This is a genomic window from Cupriavidus sp. 09_S30, from assembly GCF_056930435.1.
This window is the reverse complement of record NZ_JBXOWI010000002.1, coordinates 3213125-3233806: the sequence shown is the minus strand read 5'-3', so window position 1 is coordinate 3233806 and position 20682 is coordinate 3213125. Positions and strand designations below refer to the sequence as shown.

17 protein-coding genes are annotated in these 20682 nt (G+C 69.9%); 9 read left to right on the top strand and 8 right to left on the bottom strand.

Annotation, left to right across the window (positions count from 1 at the left end; all coding sequences use genetic code 11):
• Window positions 1–94 precede the first annotated feature (94 nt).
• Together pdxR and AC1Z3O_RS34615 are read left to right on the top strand one after the other, a co-directional pair.
• Window positions 95–1693 carry a MocR-like pyridoxine biosynthesis transcription factor PdxR gene (gene pdxR / locus AC1Z3O_RS34620; RefSeq protein WP_483521756.1) on the top strand — a complete coding sequence of 533 codons (1599 nt, stop codon included), beginning with the start codon at window positions 95–97 and terminating at the stop codon, window positions 1691–1693.
• Between the two features lie 117 nt (window positions 1694–1810).
• Window positions 1811–3238, top strand: coding sequence for an FAD-binding oxidoreductase (locus AC1Z3O_RS34615; protein ID WP_483521754.1), 1428 nt, complete (start codon window positions 1811–1813; stop codon window positions 3236–3238).
• 95 nt (window positions 3239–3333) lie between these two features.
• On the opposite strand, the gene AC1Z3O_RS34610 is transcribed toward AC1Z3O_RS34615, so the two are convergent.
• Window positions 3334–4239: a LysR substrate-binding domain-containing protein gene (locus AC1Z3O_RS34610; RefSeq protein WP_483521752.1), complete on the bottom strand. Its 906-nt coding sequence runs from the start codon at window positions 4237–4239 to the stop codon at window positions 3334–3336.
• Between AC1Z3O_RS34610 and AC1Z3O_RS34605 the strand changes: the two genes are divergently transcribed.
• Window positions 4238–5398, top strand: a complete 1161-nt coding sequence (locus AC1Z3O_RS34605; RefSeq protein WP_483521750.1) for a 4-oxalomesaconate tautomerase — start codon at window positions 4238–4240, stop codon at window positions 5396–5398. The two genes, AC1Z3O_RS34610 and AC1Z3O_RS34605, sit on opposite strands and share 2 nt — an antisense overlap.
• A gap of 102 nt (window positions 5399–5500) precedes the next feature.
• Complete coding sequence (locus tag AC1Z3O_RS34600; RefSeq protein WP_483521748.1) at window positions 5501–6490, top strand: Bug family tripartite tricarboxylate transporter substrate binding protein; 990 nt, start codon at window positions 5501–5503, stop codon at window positions 6488–6490.
• 21 nt (window positions 6491–6511) lie between these two features.
• On the opposite strand, the gene eutC is transcribed toward AC1Z3O_RS34600, so the two are convergent.
• Window positions 6512–7324 carry an ethanolamine ammonia-lyase subunit EutC gene (eutC, locus tag AC1Z3O_RS34595; protein WP_483521746.1) on the bottom strand — a complete coding sequence of 271 codons (813 nt, stop codon included), beginning with the start codon at window positions 7322–7324 and terminating at the stop codon, window positions 6512–6514.
• A 10-nt stretch (window positions 7325–7334) separates the two neighbouring features.
• Window positions 7335–8717, bottom strand: a complete 1383-nt coding sequence (locus AC1Z3O_RS34590) for an ethanolamine ammonia-lyase subunit EutB (protein ID WP_483521744.1) — start codon at window positions 8715–8717, stop codon at window positions 7335–7337.
• A 285-nt stretch (window positions 8718–9002) separates the two neighbouring features.
• On the opposite strand from AC1Z3O_RS34590, the gene AC1Z3O_RS34585 reads away from it, so the two are divergent.
• The gene (locus AC1Z3O_RS34585) at window positions 9003–10040 is read left to right on the top strand and encodes an AI-2E family transporter (RefSeq protein ID WP_483521742.1); all 1038 of its coding nucleotides are present in this window, start codon (window positions 9003–9005) and stop codon (window positions 10038–10040) included.
• Window positions 10041–10148: 108 nt separating this feature from the next.
• On the opposite strand, the gene AC1Z3O_RS34580 is transcribed toward AC1Z3O_RS34585, so the two are convergent.
• Complete coding sequence (locus AC1Z3O_RS34580; RefSeq protein WP_483522147.1) at window positions 10149–10820, bottom strand: FadR/GntR family transcriptional regulator; 672 nt, start codon at window positions 10818–10820, stop codon at window positions 10149–10151.
• A 235-nt stretch (window positions 10821–11055) separates the two neighbouring features.
• Between AC1Z3O_RS34580 and AC1Z3O_RS34575 the strand changes: the two genes are divergently transcribed.
• From AC1Z3O_RS34575 to AC1Z3O_RS34560, 4 genes are all read left to right on the top strand, one after another.
• Window positions 11056–11838: a (Fe-S)-binding protein gene (locus tag AC1Z3O_RS34575; RefSeq protein ID WP_483521740.1), complete on the top strand. Its 783-nt coding sequence runs from the start codon at window positions 11056–11058 to the stop codon at window positions 11836–11838.
• Window positions 11835–12611 carry a LutC/YkgG family protein gene (locus AC1Z3O_RS34570; RefSeq protein ID WP_483521738.1) on the top strand — a complete coding sequence of 259 codons (777 nt, stop codon included), beginning with the start codon at window positions 11835–11837 and terminating at the stop codon, window positions 12609–12611. The genes AC1Z3O_RS34575 and AC1Z3O_RS34570 overlap by 4 nt, the downstream gene beginning before the upstream one ends.
• Entirely contained in the window at window positions 12608–14053 is a 1446-nt protein-coding gene (locus AC1Z3O_RS34565) for a LutB/LldF family L-lactate oxidation iron-sulfur protein (protein WP_483521736.1), read from the top strand. Before AC1Z3O_RS34570 ends, AC1Z3O_RS34565 begins: the two co-directional genes overlap by 4 nt.
• 311 nt (window positions 14054–14364) lie before the next feature.
• The gene (locus tag AC1Z3O_RS34560) at window positions 14365–16074 is read left to right on the top strand and encodes a lactate permease LctP family transporter (RefSeq protein WP_483521734.1); all 1710 of its coding nucleotides are present in this window, start codon (window positions 14365–14367) and stop codon (window positions 16072–16074) included.
• Between the two features lie 740 nt (window positions 16075–16814).
• On the opposite strand, the gene AC1Z3O_RS34555 is transcribed toward AC1Z3O_RS34560, so the two are convergent.
• The 4 genes from AC1Z3O_RS34555 to AC1Z3O_RS34540 all read right to left on the bottom strand — a co-directional run bounded on the left by AC1Z3O_RS34555 (window position 16815) and on the right by AC1Z3O_RS34540 (window position 20627).
• Window positions 16815–17957, bottom strand: a complete 1143-nt coding sequence (locus AC1Z3O_RS34555; protein WP_483521732.1) for a CaiB/BaiF CoA transferase family protein — start codon at window positions 17955–17957, stop codon at window positions 16815–16817.
• A 53-nt stretch (window positions 17958–18010) separates the two neighbouring features.
• A complete protein-coding gene (locus tag AC1Z3O_RS34550) occupies window positions 18011–18451 on the bottom strand; it encodes a PaaI family thioesterase (RefSeq protein ID WP_483521730.1) in 441 nt (146 codons plus the stop codon).
• A 75-nt stretch (window positions 18452–18526) separates the two neighbouring features.
• Entirely contained in the window at window positions 18527–19513 is a 987-nt protein-coding gene (locus AC1Z3O_RS34545) for a tripartite tricarboxylate transporter substrate binding protein (RefSeq protein ID WP_483521728.1), read from the bottom strand.
• 118 nt (window positions 19514–19631) lie between these two features.
• The gene (locus AC1Z3O_RS34540; RefSeq protein WP_483521727.1) at window positions 19632–20627 is read right to left on the bottom strand and encodes a Bug family tripartite tricarboxylate transporter substrate binding protein; all 996 of its coding nucleotides are present in this window, start codon (window positions 20625–20627) and stop codon (window positions 19632–19634) included.
• Window positions 20628–20682 lie beyond the last annotated feature (55 nt).

Here is a 20682-nt window from a genome sequence, read left to right as displayed (position 1 = left end):
GTCGACAACGACGGCGATGAACAAGTTGCTGGAAAATTAACGCAAGGTTGGTACCATAGGTAGGTCCATATTTCCGATTTCATCAGGTGCCACTTTGAAGGAAACGATCTTGTCGGAATTGCTGCTGCAGCGTCTGGAACGTCCAGCGGGCAGCGCCATGGATAAAAGCGGGGCGCATATGAACCGCCAGCTCTACGAGATCATTCGGCAGGAAATCCTTGGTGGATCACTGGTTGCGGGCAGCAAGCTGCCCGCTTCACGGATGCTTGCCAAGGAGGTCGGGGTCTCGCGCAATACCGTGCTCTATGCCTATGAGCAGCTCCTCGCCGAGGGCTACGTCACGGCATCGACTGGAAGTGGCACCTTTGTGTCGCACAGTTTTCCCGACCACAGTGCGCTGCACAACGGCAGGGCGCAAAGTGGCACCATTACCGTGCCCGCAGCGCAGCAAAACCCGAACCGATTCACGCTCTCCCGACGCGGGCAGCATCTCGTGTCCCATGCCAGTGCATCCGATCGCCAATGGGGTGCCTTCGTCGCCGGCGTGCCCGATGTCTCGCTGTTTCCGCACGCCGTCTGGGCACGGCTGCTCAACAAGTACTGGCGCGCGCCGCGCCCCGAACTGCTGACGTATGCGCACAACGGTGGCTACATGCCGCTCAAGCGCGTGCTGGCCGAGCACCTGCGCCTGGTGCGCTCGGTGCGCTGCGAGCCGGACCAGATCATTCTGACCACCGGCATCCACCAGGCCATCGACCTGATCGCGCGCCTGCTGGCCGACCCGGGCGACAAAGCCTGGATGGAAGACCCGGGCTACTGGGGCACGCGCAGCCTGCTCAACAGCGCCGGCATCGAGACGCTGCCGGTGCCGGTCGACCAGGAGGGCATCGCGCCGGACGCGGCCACTTTGCAGAACCCGCCGCGCTTCATCTTTGTCACGCCCTCGCACCAGTACCCGCTGGGCATGGTGATGAGCCTGCCGCGACGGCGCATGCTGCTGGAGTACGCGCGCCAACGCGGCGCCTGGCTGGTGGAGGACGACTACGACAGCGAGTTCCGCTTCGAAGGACGGCCGCTGGCCTCGCTGCAGGGCCTGGACGAGCACGACCGTGTGATCTACATGGGCACCTTCTCCAAGACGCTCTTCCCCGGCCTGCGCATGGGCTTCATGGTGTTGCCCAAGCCGCTCGCGCCGCATTTCGCCATGGCGCAGTCCGAGCTCTACCGCGAAGGCCAGCTGGTGCAGCAGGCCGTGCTGGCCGATTTCATCGAGGAAGGGCACTACGCCACCCATATCCGGCGCATGCGCCAGCGCTACGCCCAGCGCCAGGGCCTGCTGCGCGAAGCCATCGCCGCACGCTTCGGCGCGGACTGGCCCACCTCCACGCACGAGGCCGGCCTGCACATGGTGATGCACCTGCCGGAAGGCACCGACGATCTCGGCATCAGCATGGCGGCGCGTACCCAGGGACTGTCGGCGCGCCCGCTGTCGCGCTACTACAGCGATACCTCGACACCGCAGCAGGGCCTGCTGCTCGGCTACGCCTGCGTGCCGGAGGAGACCATCGCGCCGGCCTTCCACAAGCTGGCCGAGGTCATCGAACCCGCGCTGGAACACCTGGCGCGCACGCAGGCGCCGCGCCCGCTGCGCAATGGGGCCACCATCAATCGCGAGGCCTGGAGCGGGGCCTAGGCTCCGACCGCCAGCGCCTGCGGCGGTGGCGCCATGCCCCCGCCGCCGATTGGCCCTTAACCACGCGGCCTTCCTGGCCTAGCATGCGGGTTCCGCCAACGTGCCCGCACCGCCGCCATGCCCGACTCCAACACGCCCCCGGCAAGCGCCGCACTGCTGCGCGACCTGCGCGAGGCGCTCGACAGCGCCGGCCTGCAGACCGGCGCGGACATCGAGACGCGCTTCCGCAAGGACTGGTACGCCCCGCTCGATCCACAACCGCCACTGGCCGTGGCGCGTCCCCGTAACACGCGCGAGGTCTCGGCGGTGCTGGCCGCCTGCCACCGGCATGGCCAGCCGGTGGTGCCGCAGGGCGGCATGACCGGGCTGGCGGCCGGCGCCACGCCGCGCGGCGGCGAACTGGTGCTGTCGCTCGAGCGCATGCGCGGCGTGGAGGAAATCGACGCCCAGGCCGGCACCATGACCGTGCTGGCCGGCACCACGCTGCAGGCCGCCCAGGAAGCGGCGCGCGAGGCGGGCTGGCTGCTTGCGCTGGATCTCGGCGCGCGCGGCAGTTGCCAGATCGGCGGCAATATCGCCACCAATGCCGGAGGCAACCGCGTGATCCGCTACGGCATGGCACGCGACCAGGTGCTCGGGCTCGAGGCAGTGCTGGCCGACGGCACCGTGCTCAGCTCGCTTAATAAGATGCAGAAGAACAATGCCGGCTATGACCTGCGGCAGCTCTTCGTGGGCAGCGAAGGCACGCTGGGCGTGGTGACACGCGCGGTGCTGCGACTCGCACCGCTGCCCGCCTGTACGCAGACCGCGCTGTGCGCGCTGTCGCGCTACGACGACGTGGTCGCGCTCCTGCGCCACGCGCAGCGCCGCCTGTCGGGTCGGCTCTCCGCCTTCGAAGTCATGTGGGCGGACTATTACGGCCTGGTCACCAGCCGCATCGCCGGCATCCGCGCGCCGCTGCCGGCTGGCCACCCCTTCTACGTGCTGCTCGACCTGCAAGGCAACGACAGCGCCCTCGACGCCCCCGCCTTCGAGGCCATGCTGGAGTCCGCCATGGAAGACGGCCTGATCGCCGACGCCGCGCTTGCCTCCAGCCAGAAGGAGGCCGACGCCTGCTGGGCGCTGCGCGACGCCGTGGCCGAGTTTCCCCAGATGTGGGCGCCCAACGCCGCCTTCGACGTCAGCCTGCCGATCGGCCGCATCGGCAGCTTCGCCGACACCCTGCGCGCGCGCGTCCTCGCCGTGTGGCCGCAGGCCGAACTGGTCAACTTCGGCCACGTCGGCGACAGCAATTTGCACGTCAGCGTGCATCTCCCGGGCGCGACCGGCCAGTCCTTCCCGGAAGCGGAAATCGAAGCCGTCGTCTACGGCGTGGTCGGCGAGTTCGCAGGCAGCATCTCGGCCGAGCACGGCATCGGCCTGCACAAGAAGCCCTATCTGCACCACTCGCGCTCGCCCGCGGAACTGGCGCTGATGCGCACGCTGAAGCAGGCGCTGGATCCGCGCAATATCCTGAATCCTGGGCGGGTGTTCGAGGCGGGCTGAGCGGCAACGTTCCGCCTGAGCTCGCGCCATTGCACGCCGCCAGCGGCTGAGGCCTGCGCGGAAGCGAGGTGCTGGGCGGCGCTGGGCGGCGAGCACTAGCGCGCCCGCCTCGCTGCCTGCTGCAGCAGGCCATACAGCACGCCCGCGGCGCCGGTGACCGGCCTGCCGCGGCGCGCGATCAGGCCAAGCGTGCGCGATACCTCCGGCTCCACCAGCGCGATGGCGCGCAGCGTCGGATGGCCGCTGACCGGCAACGCCAGCCTCGGCACGGCCGCCACGCCCAGTCCGGCCTCGACCAGGCCAAGCAGGGAGGACACGTGCGCCACCTCGAAGAATCCCGTGGGCCGGCGCGGCAACTCTGCCAGCGCGGCATCGAGCAGCACGCGGTTCCCACTCGAACGGTCGACCGTCATGAAACGTTCGTCGGCCAGTTCTTCCCAACGCACCCTGCGCCGTGATGCCAGGCGGTGGTCGTTGCGCACGGCGAGGACGAAGCGTTCGCTGAAGATGCGCTCGAAGCGCACCTCCGGCTCCTGCGTGCCCAGGAAACTGACACCGAAATCCGCCCGTCCCGCGATCACCGCATTGAGCACCGTGTTGGCGCTCTCGTCGAGGATGCGTACCCGGATGCGCGGATAGCGTTCCGAGAATTCCGCCATCACGGAAGGCAGGAAGTAGTAGGCGGCGGATGGCACGCAGGCTACCGTGACCAGGCCGCTGCGTTGCAAAGCCAGGTCGGAAATGCCAAGCAGGCCGCTCTCCAGTTCCTCCAGCGCAGCACGCGCGTGGTCGAGGAACAGCCGCCCCACATTGGTCACGGTGACGTGGCGCGTGCTGCGTTCGAACAGGCGGGCACCCAGCAAACCCTCCAGCTTTTCGATGCGGCGGCTCAATGCGGGGGCCGACAGGTGCAGGTCCTCGGCAGCGGCGCGAAAGGAGCTCCGTTCCGCGACAGCAACAAAGGCCTGCAGCTCCTGCAAATCGAAATTGATGCGTGCCATGCAACTGTCCTTCCGATCATTGCAATTCACAAAGTATGGCACGCCAACCAAGATGGCAGCCATGCACAAGGACATTCCCTGCGTACTGATGCGCGGCGGCACCTCGCGCGGACCCGTGTTCCGCGCCGACTGGCTGCCCGCAGACCCGGCCAGGCGGGATCGCATCTTGCTGGCGGCGCTCGGTTCGCCGCATGAACTGCAGGTCGACGGCATCGGTGGCGGCAACCCGCTGACCAGCAAGGCCGCCATCGTGGCGCGCTCGACGCGCGCCGGCTGCGACATCGACTACCTGTTCGCCCAGGTCGCCACGCAGCAGGCGCTGGTGGACACACGGCCCAACTGCGGAAATATGCTCGCGGCCGTGGCGCCTTTCGCGGTGGAAGAGGGCCTGGTGACTGCCCGCGATGGCGAGACCCGCGTGCGCATCTTCAACGTCAACACCAGCTCGGTGGTGGAGGCGATCGTGCAGACACCGGGCGGTAGCGTCACTTATGAGGGCGACACACGCATCGACGGCGTAGCCGGCACCGGCGCGCCCATCCTGATCGACTTCGCCGGCGCCTGGGGCGGTGTGACCGGCGCACTGTTCCCCACCGGCAAGCGGCTCGAGCTGATCGACGGCGTGCCGGTGACCTGCATTGACGCGGCCATGCCGCTGATGATCGTGGCCGCCGATGCGCTCGGGCTGCGCGGCGACGAAACGCCGGCGGAACTCGACGCCCAGGCCGCGCTGCTGGCCCGGCTGGAGGCGCTGCGGCGCGAAGCCGGCCGGCGCATGGGCATGGGCGAGGTGGGCGGCAGCGTCGTGCCCAAGCCGGCGGTGATCGGCGCCGCCGGGCGGCCGGCCGCAGTGCTGTCACGCTACTTCACGCCGGCATGCTGCCACCGCGCGCATGCGGTGACCGGGGCCATCGGCATCGCGGTGGCCATGTTCACGCCGGGCACGCTGGTCCGGCGCTATGCCGGCCTTGCCGACGGCAGCGGGCAAGCGGCGGGGGGACGCGCAGCCATCCTGCACCCTGCCGGTTGTATCGAGATTGCGGTACGTGCGGAACGCATCGGCCCAGACGTACAGGTGCGCGGCGCCAGCGTGATACGGACAGCGCGCCGGATCATGAAAGGCCAGCTGTCCGTGCCGCTCGACGCCCTTGGCGGCTGAGTCTTACCACGCCGGCGCTCCCCTGATCGCTGGGCAATCCCGAGACACCGGGCTGCGCGCGCACAGCCGCCTGCCCGGTCCACAAGAACCAGGAGACAAGACATGAAGCACGCGATCCACGCGCCCACAATCTGGCGGCTGGCAACCGCGCTGGCCGTCGCCCTGCTGGCCGCGCTGCCTTTCGGCCCGGCCCAGGCTTTCCCCGACAAGACCGTCACCATTGTGGTACCCACTGCCGCCGGCGGCGCCAACGACGCCATGGCCCGCGTGCTGGCACAGCACATGACAAGCACGCTGGGCAAGCCGGTGATCGTCGAGAACAAGGCCGGGGCCAACGGGGCGATCGCCGCGGAGTATGTCGCACGCGCCAGCCCCGACGGCCACACCATCCTGTTCGGCTACATCGCCACGCACGGCATCAGCCCCGCGCTGCAGAAGCTGCGCTACGACCCGGTCAAGGATTTCGCCCCCATCGGCCTGGTGGCCAGCTCGCCCACCGTGCTGGTCGTCAACGATGGCGTCGCGGCGAAGGACGTCGGGCAGTTTGTCGCGCTGGCGCGAAGGAGGGAGGCGCGGCTGAACTACGCTTCCGCCGGCAACGGCACGGCGCCGCATGTTACCGCCGAGCTGTTCCGCCTGGTCACCGGCGCCGAGCTGCTGCACGTGCCCTATAAGGGATCGGCACCCGCGCTGTTGGATGTGGTGGCAGGCAATGCGCAGGTGATGTTCCCCAGCTTGTTCACCGCCTACCCGCAGATCAAGAGCGGCAAGCTGCGCGCGCTGGCGGTGGCGGGCGACCGCCGCACGCCGCTGCTGCCGGACGTGCCCACGCTCAGGGAAGCCGGCGTGGGCGGCGTCTCGGTGGATCAGTGGTATGCGATGTTCGCGCCGGCCGGCACGCCGCCGGCCGTGGTTGCCAGGCTCCATCGTGCACTCGGCCAGGCACTGGCGGACCCCACCGTCGCGGCACGGATCGCCGACCAGGGCGCCTATGTGCAGGCCAGCACGCCGGCCCAGCTGGGCGAAAGAGTCAGCGCCGAACTGCGCCGGTGGCGCGGCGTGGTGCAGGCGGCCGGCCTGCGCCCGGACTGAGCCGGGGCCGGCCTGGGCGTTTCAGTGTGATTCAGGCGGCGCCAGCTGCGTCGCACTGTCGTCCTTCAGATCGACGCCCGAGCGCCCCAGCGCCAGCGCCCCGCGCAGCAGGAAGGCCAGCCGCGCCGCCGCCTGCGTATAGGACAAGCCTTCCGGGCGCACATTGGAGATGCAGTTGCGCTCGGCATCGGTACGGCCGACGCGCGGCGCGTGGGTCAGGTAGATGCCCAGGCTGTCCGGTGAGCTGAGGCCGGGCCGCTCGCCGATCAGCATCACGACCTGGCGCGTACCCATTTCTGCGCCGATCTCATCGCCCAATGCCACCCGCGCCTGTTCAGCGACGACCACCGGGCCGATGCGCCAGCCAGGCAGCAGCCCGCGCACGGCCTCCAGCACCGGCAGGGCGTGGCGCTGTGCCGCGATGGCCGACAGGCCGTCGGCGATCACGAAGACCACGTCGGGGCCGGGGTTCGTGCGTGCCTGCGCCAGCGCGGCACGGCCGGCGTCATCCAGGCGGCGGCCCAGGTCGGGCCGGCGCAGGTAGTGCTGGCGGTCGGCGGCGGCACTGTGCACGCCCAGCCAGGCCAGCCCGGCGGCATCCAGGGCCTGGCCGATGGCCGCGCGCGCCAGCGGTTCGTGCACGGCGTCGCGCGCCTGGGCGTGCGCCAGGCCGAAGGCCAGTACCGTTTCCGTGGTCTGGCTGTGGCCTGCACGGCCGAGGGCGATGCGCGCGGGGGTGAAGCGGCGCAGGCGGTCCCAGGCATCGCTCGGCGTGCCGGAATCGGACGGTGCCGCAGGTACTGTCGGTGCGGCTGGCTTGGCCGGCTCGGTCATGGCGGTGACCTCACAAGTCGTGCGCGAGTTGCAGCAGCGGCTGGCGTTCCGGGGGCTGCTGCAAGCGGCCGGCGTCGTCGACGATGCCCATGCGCCGCAGCCAGGCTTCGAACTCGGGGGCCGGGCGCAGGCCCTGCGTCTCGCGCAGGTAGAGGGCGTCGTGGAAGGACGTGCTCTGGTAGTTCAGCATGATGTCGTCGGCCCCCGGCACGCCCATGATGAAGTTGATGCCCGCCACGCCGAACAGGGTCAGCAGCGTGTCCATGTCGTCCTGGTCGGCCTCGGCGTGGTTGGTGTAGCAGACGTCGCAGCCCATCGGCAGGCCCAGCAGCTTGCCGCAGAAATGGTCTTCCAGCCCGGCGCGGATGATCTGCTTGCCGTCGTACAGGTACTCCGGCCCGATGAAGCCGACCACGGTGTTGACCAGCAGCGGCGAGAAGGCGCGCGCCACGGCATAGGCGCGCGCTTCCATGGTCTGCTGGTCGACGCCGTGGTGCGCATTGGCCGAAAGTGCGCTGCCCTGCCCCGTCTCGAAGTACATCAGGTTGTCGCCCACGGTGCCGCGCGCCAGCGCGCGCGCCGCATCCCGCGCTTCGGCCAGCAGCGCCAGGTCGATCCCGAAGGCGGCATTGGCGCGCTGGCTGCCGGCCACCGACTGGAACACCAGGTCCACCGGGGCGCCCTGCTCGATGGCGCGCAGCGTGTTGGTGACGTGCGTGAGCACGCAGGACTGCGTGGGCACGTCGAAGCGGCAGCGCAGCTCGTCCACCAGGCGCAGCAGGGCGACGATGGCGGCCAGGTTGTCGGAGGCGGGATTGATGCCGATGGTGGCGTCGCCGCAGCCGTAGAGCAGGCCGTCGATGATGGCAGCGGCGATGCCCTTGGGGTCGTCGGTGGGGTGGTTGGGCTGCAGGCGCACCGACAGCCTGCCCGGCAGGCCGATGGTATTGCGGAAACGCGTGACCACGCGGCACTTGCGCGCGACCGAGATCAGGTCCTGGTTGCGCATCAGCTTGCTGGCCGCCGCCGCCATCTCCGGGGTGATGCCGGGCGCCACGCGCGCCAGCACGGCGGCATCGGTCTCGTGCAGCAGCAGCCAGTCGCGCAGGCCGCCCACGGTCAGCGCCGCGATCTCGCGGAAGGCAGCGGCGTCGTGGCCGTCGACGATCAGACGGGTGACTTCGTCATCTTCGTAGGGTACAACCGCCTCGGACAGGAAATGCGACAGCGGCAGCTCGGCCAGCGCCATGCGGGCGGCCATGCGCTCCGCCTCGCTGGCGGCGGCCACGCCGGCCAGGCAGTCGCCCGAGCGCGCCGGGCCGGCCTTGGCCAGCAGGGTCTTCAGGTCGGCGAAGACATGGCGCTGCGCGCCGACGGTATGGGTGAAGGCCACGGCGTTCAACCTCCCTGGGCGAAACGACAGGCGCCGGGAGCGGCGGAGACGGCGAGGGCTGACGGTGTCGGGACTGGCACGTTGGCTCCTGCGGTTGGCGGCTCGCGTGACGAAGCCACGGGCGGCACGCATCGAGCGCGCATCCGGCTCGCTGCGCGCGCTACACGCATCATCGCGCAAACCCTGCCCTGCGCGCCACCTGCCGCCCTTGCCATCGGCCCCGGCCGCGCAGACAATCGTTGCAGAGAGACGGTGCCGGCACATCGGCACCGCATTGGAGAACTCATGAAGGAACCCGAACCTAACCCGTCGCAGCGCAACGCGCTGCCGGCCTGGGTCAACGTCGGCACGATCGCCTATACGCTGAGCGCGCTGTCACTCTGGGTGGTGCTGCAGGCCAACCTGGTCGCCGCGCTGCTCTCGGGGCTGCTGCTGTATTCGCTGGTCGACGTGCTGGCGCCGAAGCTGAAGCGCCTGCACCAGAAGCATGATGCGCTGGCCGTGGCCATTCTCAGCGCCCTGATCCTGCTGGCGCTGGGCCTGGCCGGCTGGGCGCTGGCGCGCTTCGTCGGCGGCGAAGGCAGGACCCTCGACAGCCTGCTCGACCACGTGGCCGACATCATCGACCGCTCGCGCGGCCAGCTGCCGGCCTGGATCAGCGATGCGCTGCCGCGCGGCGTGGACGAACTGGCCAACACGCTGATCCACTGGCTGCGCGAGCACGCGCAGATGGCACAGAAGCTGGGTGCCGAGGTGCTGCGCACGCTGGTGCACATCCTGGTGGGCTGCGTGATCGGCGCCCTGGTGGCGCTCTACCGCGCCATCTCCAAGCCGAACCGGCGGCCGCTGGCGGCCGCGCTGGTGGAGCGCGCGCGCATGCTGCAGCGCGCCTTCGCGCAGTTCATCTTCGCGCAGGTCCAGATCTCCCTGATCAACACCGCGATGACGGCCATCTACCTGCTGCTGGTGCTGCCGCTGTTCGGCGTGCACCTGCCGCTGGGCAAGACGCTGGTGGTCATCACCTTCATCGTCGGCCTGCTGCCGGTGCTGGGCAACCTGATCTCGAACACCGCCATCGTGGTGTCGTCGCTGTCGGTGTCCCTGCCCATCGCCGTGGCCTCGCTGTTCTACCTGGTGTTGATCCACAAGCTGGAGTACTTCCTCAATGCCCGCATCATCGGCGCGCGCATTCAGGCCGCGGCCTGGGAACTGCTGACGGTGATGCTGCTGATGGAGACCTTGTACGGCATTCCCGGCGTCATCGCCGGCCCCATCTTCTACGCCTACCTGAAGCGCGAGCTCGCGGCAGTCGAGCTGATCTGAGTCCGACGCGCCGCCCGGCGCGTCAGATCGAACCCGGGTTGGCCCCGGGTTGGACCAATTCCCCGCTCTCCGAGGGGCCCGGCATGCCCCTGCCGGGCCTAGCCAGGCTCAGTCGGCCTCGCGCTCGACCTCGCTGCGCACGAAATCGATATGGGCCTGCATGGCCGTGCGCGCCTCCTCGGGGCGGCGCGCGCAGATGGCCTCGCACAGGGTACGGTGCTGCAGCAGCAATCGTTCGGACGCGCTGGCGTCCTGCTCGCGCAGGCCGGTGCCGTTGATGGTGATGTGCTCGCGCAGCATGCCGATCACGCTGGTGTGCAGGTGCAGGAACATGGTGTTGTGCGAGGCCTGGGCGATGGCGTCATGCAGGCGCGCGTCGGCATCGGCTTCGGCTGCCTTGTCGTCGGTCGCGCGCGTGCGCTCCAGTTCCTGCAGCAGGGCGCGGATGCGCTGGATATCGCCGGCGTCGGCGCGCAGCGCCGCAAAGTAGGCAGTGGCGCCCTCCAGCACGCGGCGGAACTCCAGGATGTCGTCGCGCAGCGCGGGGTGGTCGGCCACCAGCTGCCCCCAGGGCGAGGCGATGCCCGAGCGCAGCTGGTCGGTCACATAGACGCCAGCGCCACGCCGGCTCTGCAGCAGCCCGCGCGCGGCCAGCCGCTGGATGGCCTCGCGCACCGTATTGCGCGCCACCGCGTACTGCTCGGCCAGCTGGCGCTCGGCCGGCAGCCGCATGCCGGGTGTCCAGGTGCCGTCCAGCAGGGCCGTCTCCATCTGGCGCATCACCGCCTCCACGCGCCCGCGCGCGCCGCCGGCCACCGTCATCGACCTCACCGCCGCCATCGTCCACTCCTTCCTGCCCGGCCGCCGCCACGACTGGTCCAACCAATTTGAACTGCCGCGCGGAAGCGGGAATTATGCGCCGAAACACGCCGAGCGGCAGCAGGTCGCACCGGCGTGCCGGCGTCCCCCACCCCCAGACAAAGGCAGGCACAGTCCGAGCCTAGCGGAGCGAGACATGATTCCACGGCAATATCCCGCCGCCCCGGCGCAGGTCTACCTGTTCGCCACCTGCCTGGTCGACCTGTTCGTGCCGCAGGCCGGGCTCGACGCGGTCCGGCTGCTCGAACGCGAAGGCCTGACCGTCCACTTTCCCCGCAAGCAGAGCTGCTGCGGCCAGCCCGCCTACAGCAGCGGCAATCCCGAGGACGCGCGCGCCGTGGCGCGCGCCCAGCTTGACCTGTTCAGCGAGCCCTGGCCCATCGTGGTGCCCTCCGGCTCCTGCGCCGGCATGATGCGCCACCACTGGCCGCGCCTGTTCGAGGACGATGCCGAGAACGGCCCCAAGGCGCGCGCGCTGGCCGAGCGCGTGTTCGAGCTCACCGAATTCCTGCTGCACGTGCTGAAGCTGGACGTGGCCGCCCTCGCGCCGGCCGGCCAGCCGCACGAGCGGGTGGTACTGCACACCTCCTGCGGCGCACGTCGAGAAATGGGTACGCGCGAGCATGGCGTGGCCATGGTCGACGCCCTGCCCGGTGTGACCCGCGTCGAACATGCGCGCGAATCCGAATGCTGCGGCTTCGGCGGCACCTTCTCCTTGAAGCACCCCGACATCTCAGGCGCCATGGTCCAGGACAAGATCGCCTCGGCCTGCGCCACCGGCTGCGAGCGGCTGGTCTCGGCCGACTGCGGCTGCCTGCTCAATATCGGCCACGCCGCCACCCACCAGGGCGCGCCGCTGCCGGTCGAGCACCTGGCCAGCTTCCTGTGGCGCCGCACCGGCGGGGAGGGCAAGGCATGAGCGCACCGAACCTCGCCAAGGGCGGCCAGGGCGCGCGCGAGCGCATGCTCGGCCGGCTGCGCGCGGCCGCAGCCACCGTGCCGCCAGGCGCGAACCAGCCGGCCACAGCGGCCGATGCAGCAGCGCTAGACCGGCGCATCGACGCCCACTACGCGGCACGCCGCCCGGCCACCGCCCCGTCGGCCGCCGCACTGGCGCAAGCCATGCAGGGCGCGCTGGAGGCCTCGCACGCCGAGGTCTGGCGCACCGACTCTGCTTCCTGGCCCGCGCTGCTGGCCACGCAACTGGCCGCGGCCGGGGTGCGCCGCCTGCTGCTCGATGTGGCCAGCGCCGAAGGCGCCGCGCTGGCGCGCGCCCTGCCGGCCGCCGTGCAGCCGATGTCCTACACGCGGCCTCTGGAGCAATGGAAGGCCGAGCTGTTCGACACCGTGGACGCCGGCTTCACCGTCGCCCGCTCCGGCATCGCCGCCACCGGCACGCTGGTGCTGGCGCCCGATGCCGGCAGCCCGCGCACGGTCTCGCTGGTGCCGCCGCTGCATGTGGCGCTGGTCTACGCCAGCGCGCTGCACGCCGACCTGCACGCAGCGGTGCAGGCCGAACGCTGGGCGGACGGCATGCCGACCAACCTGGTGATGGTGTCCGGGCCCTCCAAGACCTCCGACATCCAGCAGACGCTCGCCTACGGCGCGCACGGTCCGCGCCGGCTGTGGGTACTGATCGTCGAAGATGGCGCCGCGCAGGCGCCCGCAGGAGAGCCAGGAGAGCCGCGATGAGCGCCCAACCCATGCATTTCGTGCCCGCCGCCGATTTCAAGGCGCGCGCCCGCGCCGCGCTGGATGACCCCAAGCTGCGCGCCAGCTTCCGCGGCGCGATGGACTTCCTGCAAGGCAAGCGCGCCGTGCAGTTCCCCGACGGCGACGAACTGGAACAGTTGCGCGACCTGGGCGAGGCGGTGCGCCAGCATGCGCTGGCACGCCTGCCCGAACTGCTGGTGCAGCTTGAGGAAAATCTCAGCGCCGCCGGCGTGCAGGTGCACTGGGCCGAGACCGCCGACGAGGCCAACGCCATCATCCACGGCATCGCCCAGGAGCGCGGCGCGCGCCGGGTGATCAAGGGCAAGTCGATGGCCAGCGAGGAGATGGAGCTGAACCATTACCTCGCCGAGCGCGGCGTGGACTGCATCGAATCCGATATGGGCGAGTACATCGTGCAGCTCGCCGGCGAGAAGCCCTCGCACATCGTGATGCCCGCCATCCACAAGACGCGCGGCGACATCGCCGAGCTGTTCGAGAAACACATCCCGGGCACGCCCTATACCGAGGACGTCGACGAACTGATCCAGACCGGCCGGCGCGCGCTGCGCCAGGCTTTCGTCGAGGCCGACATCGGCCTGTCGGGGGTCAACTTCGCCGCCGCCGACACCGGCACGCTGTGGCTGGTGGAGAACGAGGGCAACGGCCGCCTGTCCACCACCGTGCCCGACGTGCACATCGCCATCATGGGCATGGAGAAGGTGGTGGCGAAGCTGGAGCACATCGTGCCGCTGTCGAGCCTGCTGACGCGCTCGGCCACCGGCCAGGCCATCACCACCTATTTCAACCTGATCTCGGGCCCGCGCCGCGCCGGCGAGATGGACGGCCCGCGCGAGCTGCACCTGGTGCTGCTCGACAACGGCCGCAGCCAGGCCTATGCCGACTCTCAGCTGCGCGCCACGCTGCAGTGCATCCGCTGCGGCGCGTGCATGAACCACTGCCCCGTCTATACGCGCATCGGCGGCCACGCCTACGGCACCACCTATCCGGGCCCGATCGGCAAGATCATCTCGCCCCACCTGCTGGGGCTGGAAGCCACCGCCGACCTGCCCACCGCCTCCAGCCTGTGCGGCGCCTGCGGCGAGGTATGCCCGGTACGCATTCCGATCCCGGAGCTGCTGGTGCGGCTGCGCACCGAGGCCAACCGCGACCCGCACGAACAGGTGGCCCACCCGCTGCGCGGCCAGGGCGCCAAGTACAGCCGCGGCGAACACCTGATCTGGCGTTTCTGGAGCGGCGCCTTCGCCCATCCGGCGCGCTACCGGCTGTTCCGCTGGGCCGCCACGCGGCTGCGCGCGCTGGCGCCAGCGCAGCAGATGGGCTGGACCCGGCACCGCGCGCCGCTGGTACCTGCCGAGCGCAGCCTGTCGGACCTGCTGCGCGAGCGCGGGCAGCCGGAGTAGCGAGGGAAGTACCAGCAAAGCGACAGTCTGCTCCCCTCTCCCGCTTGCGGGAGAGGGGTCGGGGGAGAGGGCAGGCGTTCGCCAGAACGAAGGCGTTTGCTTTGCTCGAGCGCTTGCCCTCTCCCCCGGCCCCTCTCCCATTGCATGGGAGAGGGGAGCAAACCGAGCGCGGCGCGGCCGCACGTTAGAAGAACACAGACGAGACACGACGGGAATGCCGCCGCCGAACGCGGCAGCAACGGCGACAAGACAAACAGTAGCCGCCCCCAAGCACCACCACCCATTCACCAAAATCCCTCAGGAGACGACAAGTGCAACCCTGGACCCAGATCTACACGCCGCTCGGCAGCCTCGGGCTGTCCGCGCTGGCGGCGGCCATTCCCATCCTGTTCTTCTTCGTGGCGCTGACCGCGCTGCGCCTGAAGGGCCATGTGGCGGCGGCCATCACCCTGCTGCTGGCGCTCGGCGTGGCCGTGTTCGCCTACGGCATGCCGGCGCAGCAGGCGCTGGCGGCGGCCGGCTTCGGCTTCGCCTACGGCCTGTGGCCGATCGCCTGGATCATCGTGACCGCGGTGTTCCTCTACAAGATCGTGGTCAAGACCGGGCAGTTCGACGTGATCCGCGCTTCGGTGCTGGCCATCACCGACGACCAGCGGCTGCAGATGCTGCTGATCGGCTTCGCATTCGGCGCCTTCCTCGAAGGCGCGGCGGGCTTCGGCGCGCCGGTGGCGATCACCGCGGCGCTGCTGGTGGGCCTGGGCTTCAATCCGCTGTACGCGGCCGGGCTGTGCCTGATCGCCAACACGGCGCCGGTTGCCTTCGGCGCGATGGGCATTCCCATCATCGTGGCGGGCCAGGTGACCGGCATCGACGCCATGCACATCGGCGCCATGGCCGGCCGCCAGCTGCCGCTGCTGTCGCTGGCGGTGCCGTTCTGGCTGGTGTTCATGATGGACGGCGCCAAGGGCGTCAAGGAAACCTGGCCGGCGGCGCTGGTCGCCGGCGGCAGCTTCGCCGTGTCGCAGTACTTCACCTCCAACCATATCGGCCCGGAACTGCCGGACATCACCTCGGCCCTGGTCAGCCTGGTCTCGCTGGCAGCCTTCCTGAAGGTGTGGCAACCGCGCGGCGCGCGCCAGGCAGCGGGCGCCGCTGCCGCCGTCGGCGGCGGCACGGCGGCACTGGCGGGCTTCGGCGGCGGCCTGGGTGGCGGCATGGCGCGCGCGCGCACCGCCTCGCCCTACAGCGCCGGCCAGACGCTGCGCGCCTGGTCGCCCTTCCTGATCCTGACCGCCGTGGTCACCGTATGGAGCCTGGCCCCGTTCAAGGCCCTGTTCGCCGGCAACGGCGCGCTGGCGGGCACGGTGCTGAAGTTCAAGATCCCCGGCCTGGACCAGATGGTGGTCAAGGCCGCGCCGATCGTGGCCTCGCCCAAGCCCTACGAGGCCGTGCTGAAGCTCGACCTGCTGTCGGCGGTGGGCACCGCCATCCTGTTGACGGCGCTGATCTCGGCGGTGCTGCTGCGCATGAAGCCGCGCGCTCTGCTGGCCACCTTCGGCGAGACACTGCTGGAACTGCGCCGGCCCATCCTGTCGATCGGCCTGGTGCTGGCCTTCGCCTTCGTCGCCAACTACTCGGGCATGTCGTCCACGCTGGCGCTGCTGCTGGCGGGCACCGGCGCCGCCTTCCCCTTCTTCTCGCCCTTCCTGGGCTGGCTGGGCGTGTTCCTGACCGGTTCGGACACCTCGTCTAACGCGCTGTTCTGCTCGCTGCAGAGCACCACCGCACACCAGATCGGCGTGCACGATACCCTGCTGGTGGCGGCCAACACCACCGGCGGCGTGACCGGCAAGATGATTTCGCCGCAGTCGATCGCCGTGGCCTGCGCGGCTACCGGGCTGGTGGGCAAGGAATCGGAGCTGTTCCGCTTCACGGTGAAGCACAGCCTGTTGTTTGCGGTGATCGTCGGCATCATCACCATGGTGCAGGCGTACTGGCTGACGGGGATGATTCCGGGCTGAGTCACGGGTGGAATGCGATAGCGCTGCGGGCGTGTAGAACACCGAGGGCTTCGCTTGTACATGACGCCTTGCTAGACCACCCCTCACCCCAACCCTCTCCCCTGAGGGGAGAGGGGGTCAAGACACTGTGCATGGCCGACGGTGTTGGCGCATCCTGTCGGCTTCGTCTTGCCTTGGCGGCTGAACAACACCGACGGCTTCGTTGTTCGTGGCGCCTTGCTAGACCACCCCTCTCCCCAACCCTCTCCCCATGAGGGGAGAGGGGGTCAAGACACTATGCTTGGCCGACGGTGTTGGCGCATCTTGTCGGCTTCGTCTCGCCTTGGCGGCTGGGCAACACCAACGGCTTCGTTGTTCGTTGCGCCTTGCTAGACCACCCCTCACCCCAACCCTCTCCCCATGAGGGGAGAGGGAGCCAAGACACTATGCTTGGCCGACGGTGTTGGCGCATCCTGTCGGCTTCGTCTTGCCTTGGCGGCTGAACAACACCGACGGCTTCGTTGTTCGTTGCGCCTTGCTAGACCACCCCTCACCCCAACCCTCTCCCCATGAGGGGAGAGGGAGCCAAGACACTATGCTTGGCGATTGGTGTTGGCGCATCTGGTCGGCTTCGGCTGGCGCCGGGCTTCGCGCCGCGCCGGTTTGCTCCCCTCTCCCGCTTGCGGGAGAGGGGTCGGGGGTGAGGGCAGGCGCTCGCCAATACCGAACACCTTCGCTCCAGCATACGCCCCCTCCCGCCGCTACTCCTCACGCGGCAAGAACGCCTCCCCTTCCGTCAGCGGCGCGTGCCGGTACGTGGCCGGCGTGCGGCTGAGCTTGACCGGCGCGCCCAGCCCCGTGTAGCCGCCCTCCATCTCCACCACCATGCCGCGATGGGCGGTGTGCGGATGGCGCAGCGCGTCCGGCACCGACAGCACCGGCGCGCACGGCACGCCGGCGGCGACCAGCGTGTCGGCCAGTGTCTTGCCGTCCAACTTCGCCATGCAGCGCTCCAGTTCCACCTTCAGCGTGGCGCGATTGACCGAGCGCGCGCCGGCGGTGGCGTAGCGCTCATCGTCGGCCAGCGCGGCGATGCCGAGGTGCTCGCACAGGATGCGGAACTGCTTGTCGTTGCCCACCGCCAGGAAGATCGGATCGGTGGCGGTGGCCACGGTGTCGTAAGGGTAGATGTTGGGATGCGCATTGCCGGTGCGGCCCGGGGTCTTGCCGTTCATGAACCAGTTGGCGGCATGCGGGTGCAGCAGCGACAGGCCGGAGTCGTACAGCGCGGCCTCGACGAACTGGCCGCGGCCGCTGCGCTCGCGCTCCTGCAGCGCCAGCAGCACGCCCAGCGCTGCGTTCAGGCCGGTCACCATGTCGACCACCGGCAGACCCGCGCGCAGGGGATCGCCGTCGGCCTCGCCGTTGATGCTCATGATGCCGGTCATCGCCTGGATGGCGGCGTCGTAGCCGGGCAGGCCGCCGAGCGGGCCGTCCGCGCCGAAGCCGGACACCCGGCAGTGCACCAGGCGCGGGAAGCGCTGCGACAGCGTGTCATAGCCCAGGCCCCACTTCTCCATGGTGCCGGTCTTGAAGTTCTCGATCAGCACGTCGGCATCGGCCAGCAGGGCCAGCAGCACCTCGCGCTCGGTGGGCTGGGTGAGGTCCAGCTTCATCACGCGCTTGTTGCGGTTCAGGCCGAAGTAGTACGAGGCCACGCCGTCCTTGAACGGCGGGCCCCAGGTACGGGTGTCATCGCCCTGCGGCGGCTCGATCTTCAGCACGTCGGCGCCATGGTCGCCCAGGATCTGCCCGCAGTACGGGCCGCCCAGGATGCGCGACAGGTCGACCACGCGGATGCCGGCAAGCGCGCCGGCGGTGGCGGCAGCAGGTGCAGCGTTCATGTGTAGGGTTCCTCGATGCAACGGATGGGATAAAGGGCGGCCAGTGCGCGCCGTCAGGCGGCGCGCTCGACCAGCTTGAAGGTACCGGTGGCGAGCGCGAGCAGCTCGCCGGCTTCGTCGCGGACTTCGCCGCGCACGAAGCTCAGCGCGCGGCCGCGCCGTTCGCAGAAGCCATGGCCGATGACATCGCCGCGCCCCGGTGCGATGAAGTGCACGGTCAGGTCGACGGTGACCACGCCGTAGCGGGACGGATCGTGCGCGCGCGCCGCGCACGACAGCGCGCAGTCGAGCAGCGTGGCGATGGCGCCACCGTGGACGTCGCCCCGGCTGTTGGTGTAGTCGGCGTTGTGCTGCATGCGCACGCGCGCGCGGTCATCGCCGATGGCCTCGCCGCGCAGGCCGAAGGCGCGTGCCATCGGCATCGGCAGGCCGAACAGCACGCCGGGCGCCTCGTTGGAGAAATCGTAGGCGGGGGTCTCGTTGGGTTGATGCATTGCAGTTCAGAAGCAGGGACAGTCGGATCCGCCATGATACGGCGCCCGCGCCCGCGTTGCAGGCGCCGCCTGTGCTCAGTCCACCAGGCCGCGCTCACGCAGGCTGGCCACGCGCGCCTGCTCGCGCGCGGTGGCCTTGAGTGCGTAGCTGCGGTAGGCCTCGGCGCCCATGTAGTTCATCGGCTGGTTGAGCTGGTCGAGCACGCGCTGGCCGGGCGCGGATTCCAGCGCCTTGCGGAAGGCTTCCTGCACGGCCTGGATGTGCTCCGGCGCCATGCCGGCCGGGCCGGCGATGCCGTAGGGCGAGTCGATGTAGGCATCGATGCCCTGCTCGCGCAGCGTGGGCAGCTCGGGATAGCGCTTGACGCGCTTGGGCGTGAGCATCACGAGGTAGCGCAGCTTGCCCGCGTCGATGTGCGGCACGGCCACGCCGGACAGCGGTGCCGCATCGATATGGCCGCCCAGCAGCGCATTGGTCAGCTCGGCATCGCCCTTGTAGGGCACGATGTTGAACTGCAGCTTGGCGGCGGCGGCCACCTCGTCCATCACGATGCGCGGCGTGCCCACCGCGCCGGTGGCGCCGATATTGACGCGCCCCGGACGACGCTTCGCCTCGGCGGCGAGGTCGCCCCAGCTCTTCCACGGCGAATCGGCACGCACCGCCAGGCCGAAGGCATAGTCGGACAGCAGCGCGATATAGCTGAAGCTGGTGGCCGGCGCGAAGCCGACCTTGTTGATGTACGGCTCGCGGAACACGGAGGCCGGCAGCACCGCCAGCGTGTAGCCGTCGGGCCGGGCCCGCACCAGCGCTGCGGCGCCGTTGGTGCCGCTGGCGCCGGGCCGGTTGTCCAGCACGATGGACTGGCCCAGCAGCTTGCCGGCCTCGTCCGCCAGCACGCGCAGGTGCTGGTCGGTGGGACCGCCCGGGGCGTAGGGAACGATCAGGGTGATGGGGCGCTGCGGGTAGCGCTCGGCCAGCGCGAGCGCGGGCACCGCGCCCAGGCCGGCGGCCGACAGCGCCAGCGCGCTGCGCAGCCATTGTCTGCGGGTAGTCGATGTCATGCTTGTCTCCGTTGCGGGCGGTCCTGCCGCGGCGCCGAACGCCGCCGCAGGGAACCGCTTTCTCGTGGTCGTTCTTGTTCTCGTCATCGCCGGCCGTCGCGGCGCGGCCGCACGGCAATCAGTCGAGCTGCGCCCCGGACTTCTTCACCACGTCGCGCCACTTGACGACCTCGGACTTGATGAAGCCCTCGAGCTGCTGCGGCGCCGTGGACGAGGCGAACTCCAGCCCCTGCGCCTGCAGGGTCTTGCGCACGGACGGCTGCTGCAGCGCGTCGGCAAAGGCATGGTTGAGCTTGCCGATCACCTCCGGCGGTGTCCCGGCCGGCGCGACCACGCCGAAGAAGACGGAGACGTCGAAGCCCGGCACGCCCTGCTCGGCCACCGTGGGCAGCTCGGGCAGCGCCTGCGAGCGCGCCTTGGTGGTCACGCCCAGCGCGCGCACCTTGCCGCTCTTGATGAAGGGCAGCGCGGTCAGCACGTCGGTGAAGGTCATGCTGACCTGGCCGCCGAGCAGGTCATTAAGCGCGGGGCCGGTGCCCTTGTAGGGGATGTGCTGGAAGTCGGTGCCGGCCAGGTTGTTGAACAGCACGCCGGCCAGGTGCGAGGACGCGCCGTTGCCCGAAGAGGCATAGCTGAGCTTGCCCGGGTGCGCCTTGCCATAGGCGATCAGCTCGCTCACGTTCTTGGCCGGCACGCTCGGGTTGACCACCAGCACATTGGGCAGCTGGCCGATCTCGATCACCGGCGTGAAGCTCTTGACCGGGTCATAGTTGATCTTGCGGTATAGGCTGACGTTGATGGCCAGCGGCGCCGAGGTGCCGAACATCAGCGTGTAGCCGTCGGCTTCCGCGCGTGCTACCGCCTCGGCACCGATATTGCCGCCGGCGCCGGCACGGTTCTCCACCACCACGGGCTGGCCGAGGCTGGTCCTCAGCGCGGCGGCCAGCGTGCGCGCCATCGCATCGGTCGGGCCGCCCGGCGGATAGGTCACGACCAGCATGATGGGCTTGCTGGGGAATTCCTTCTGCGCGTAGGCGGGCGCGGCGGCCAGGCTCAGGGCGCAGGCGGCAAGCGCGGCGAAGCGTTGCCAGAGGGGCGTCTTGAGGAAAGTCATGCTTGTCTCCAGGTGTTGTCTTATCTCGGCACGGCCGGCCAGAACGGCGCAAGCG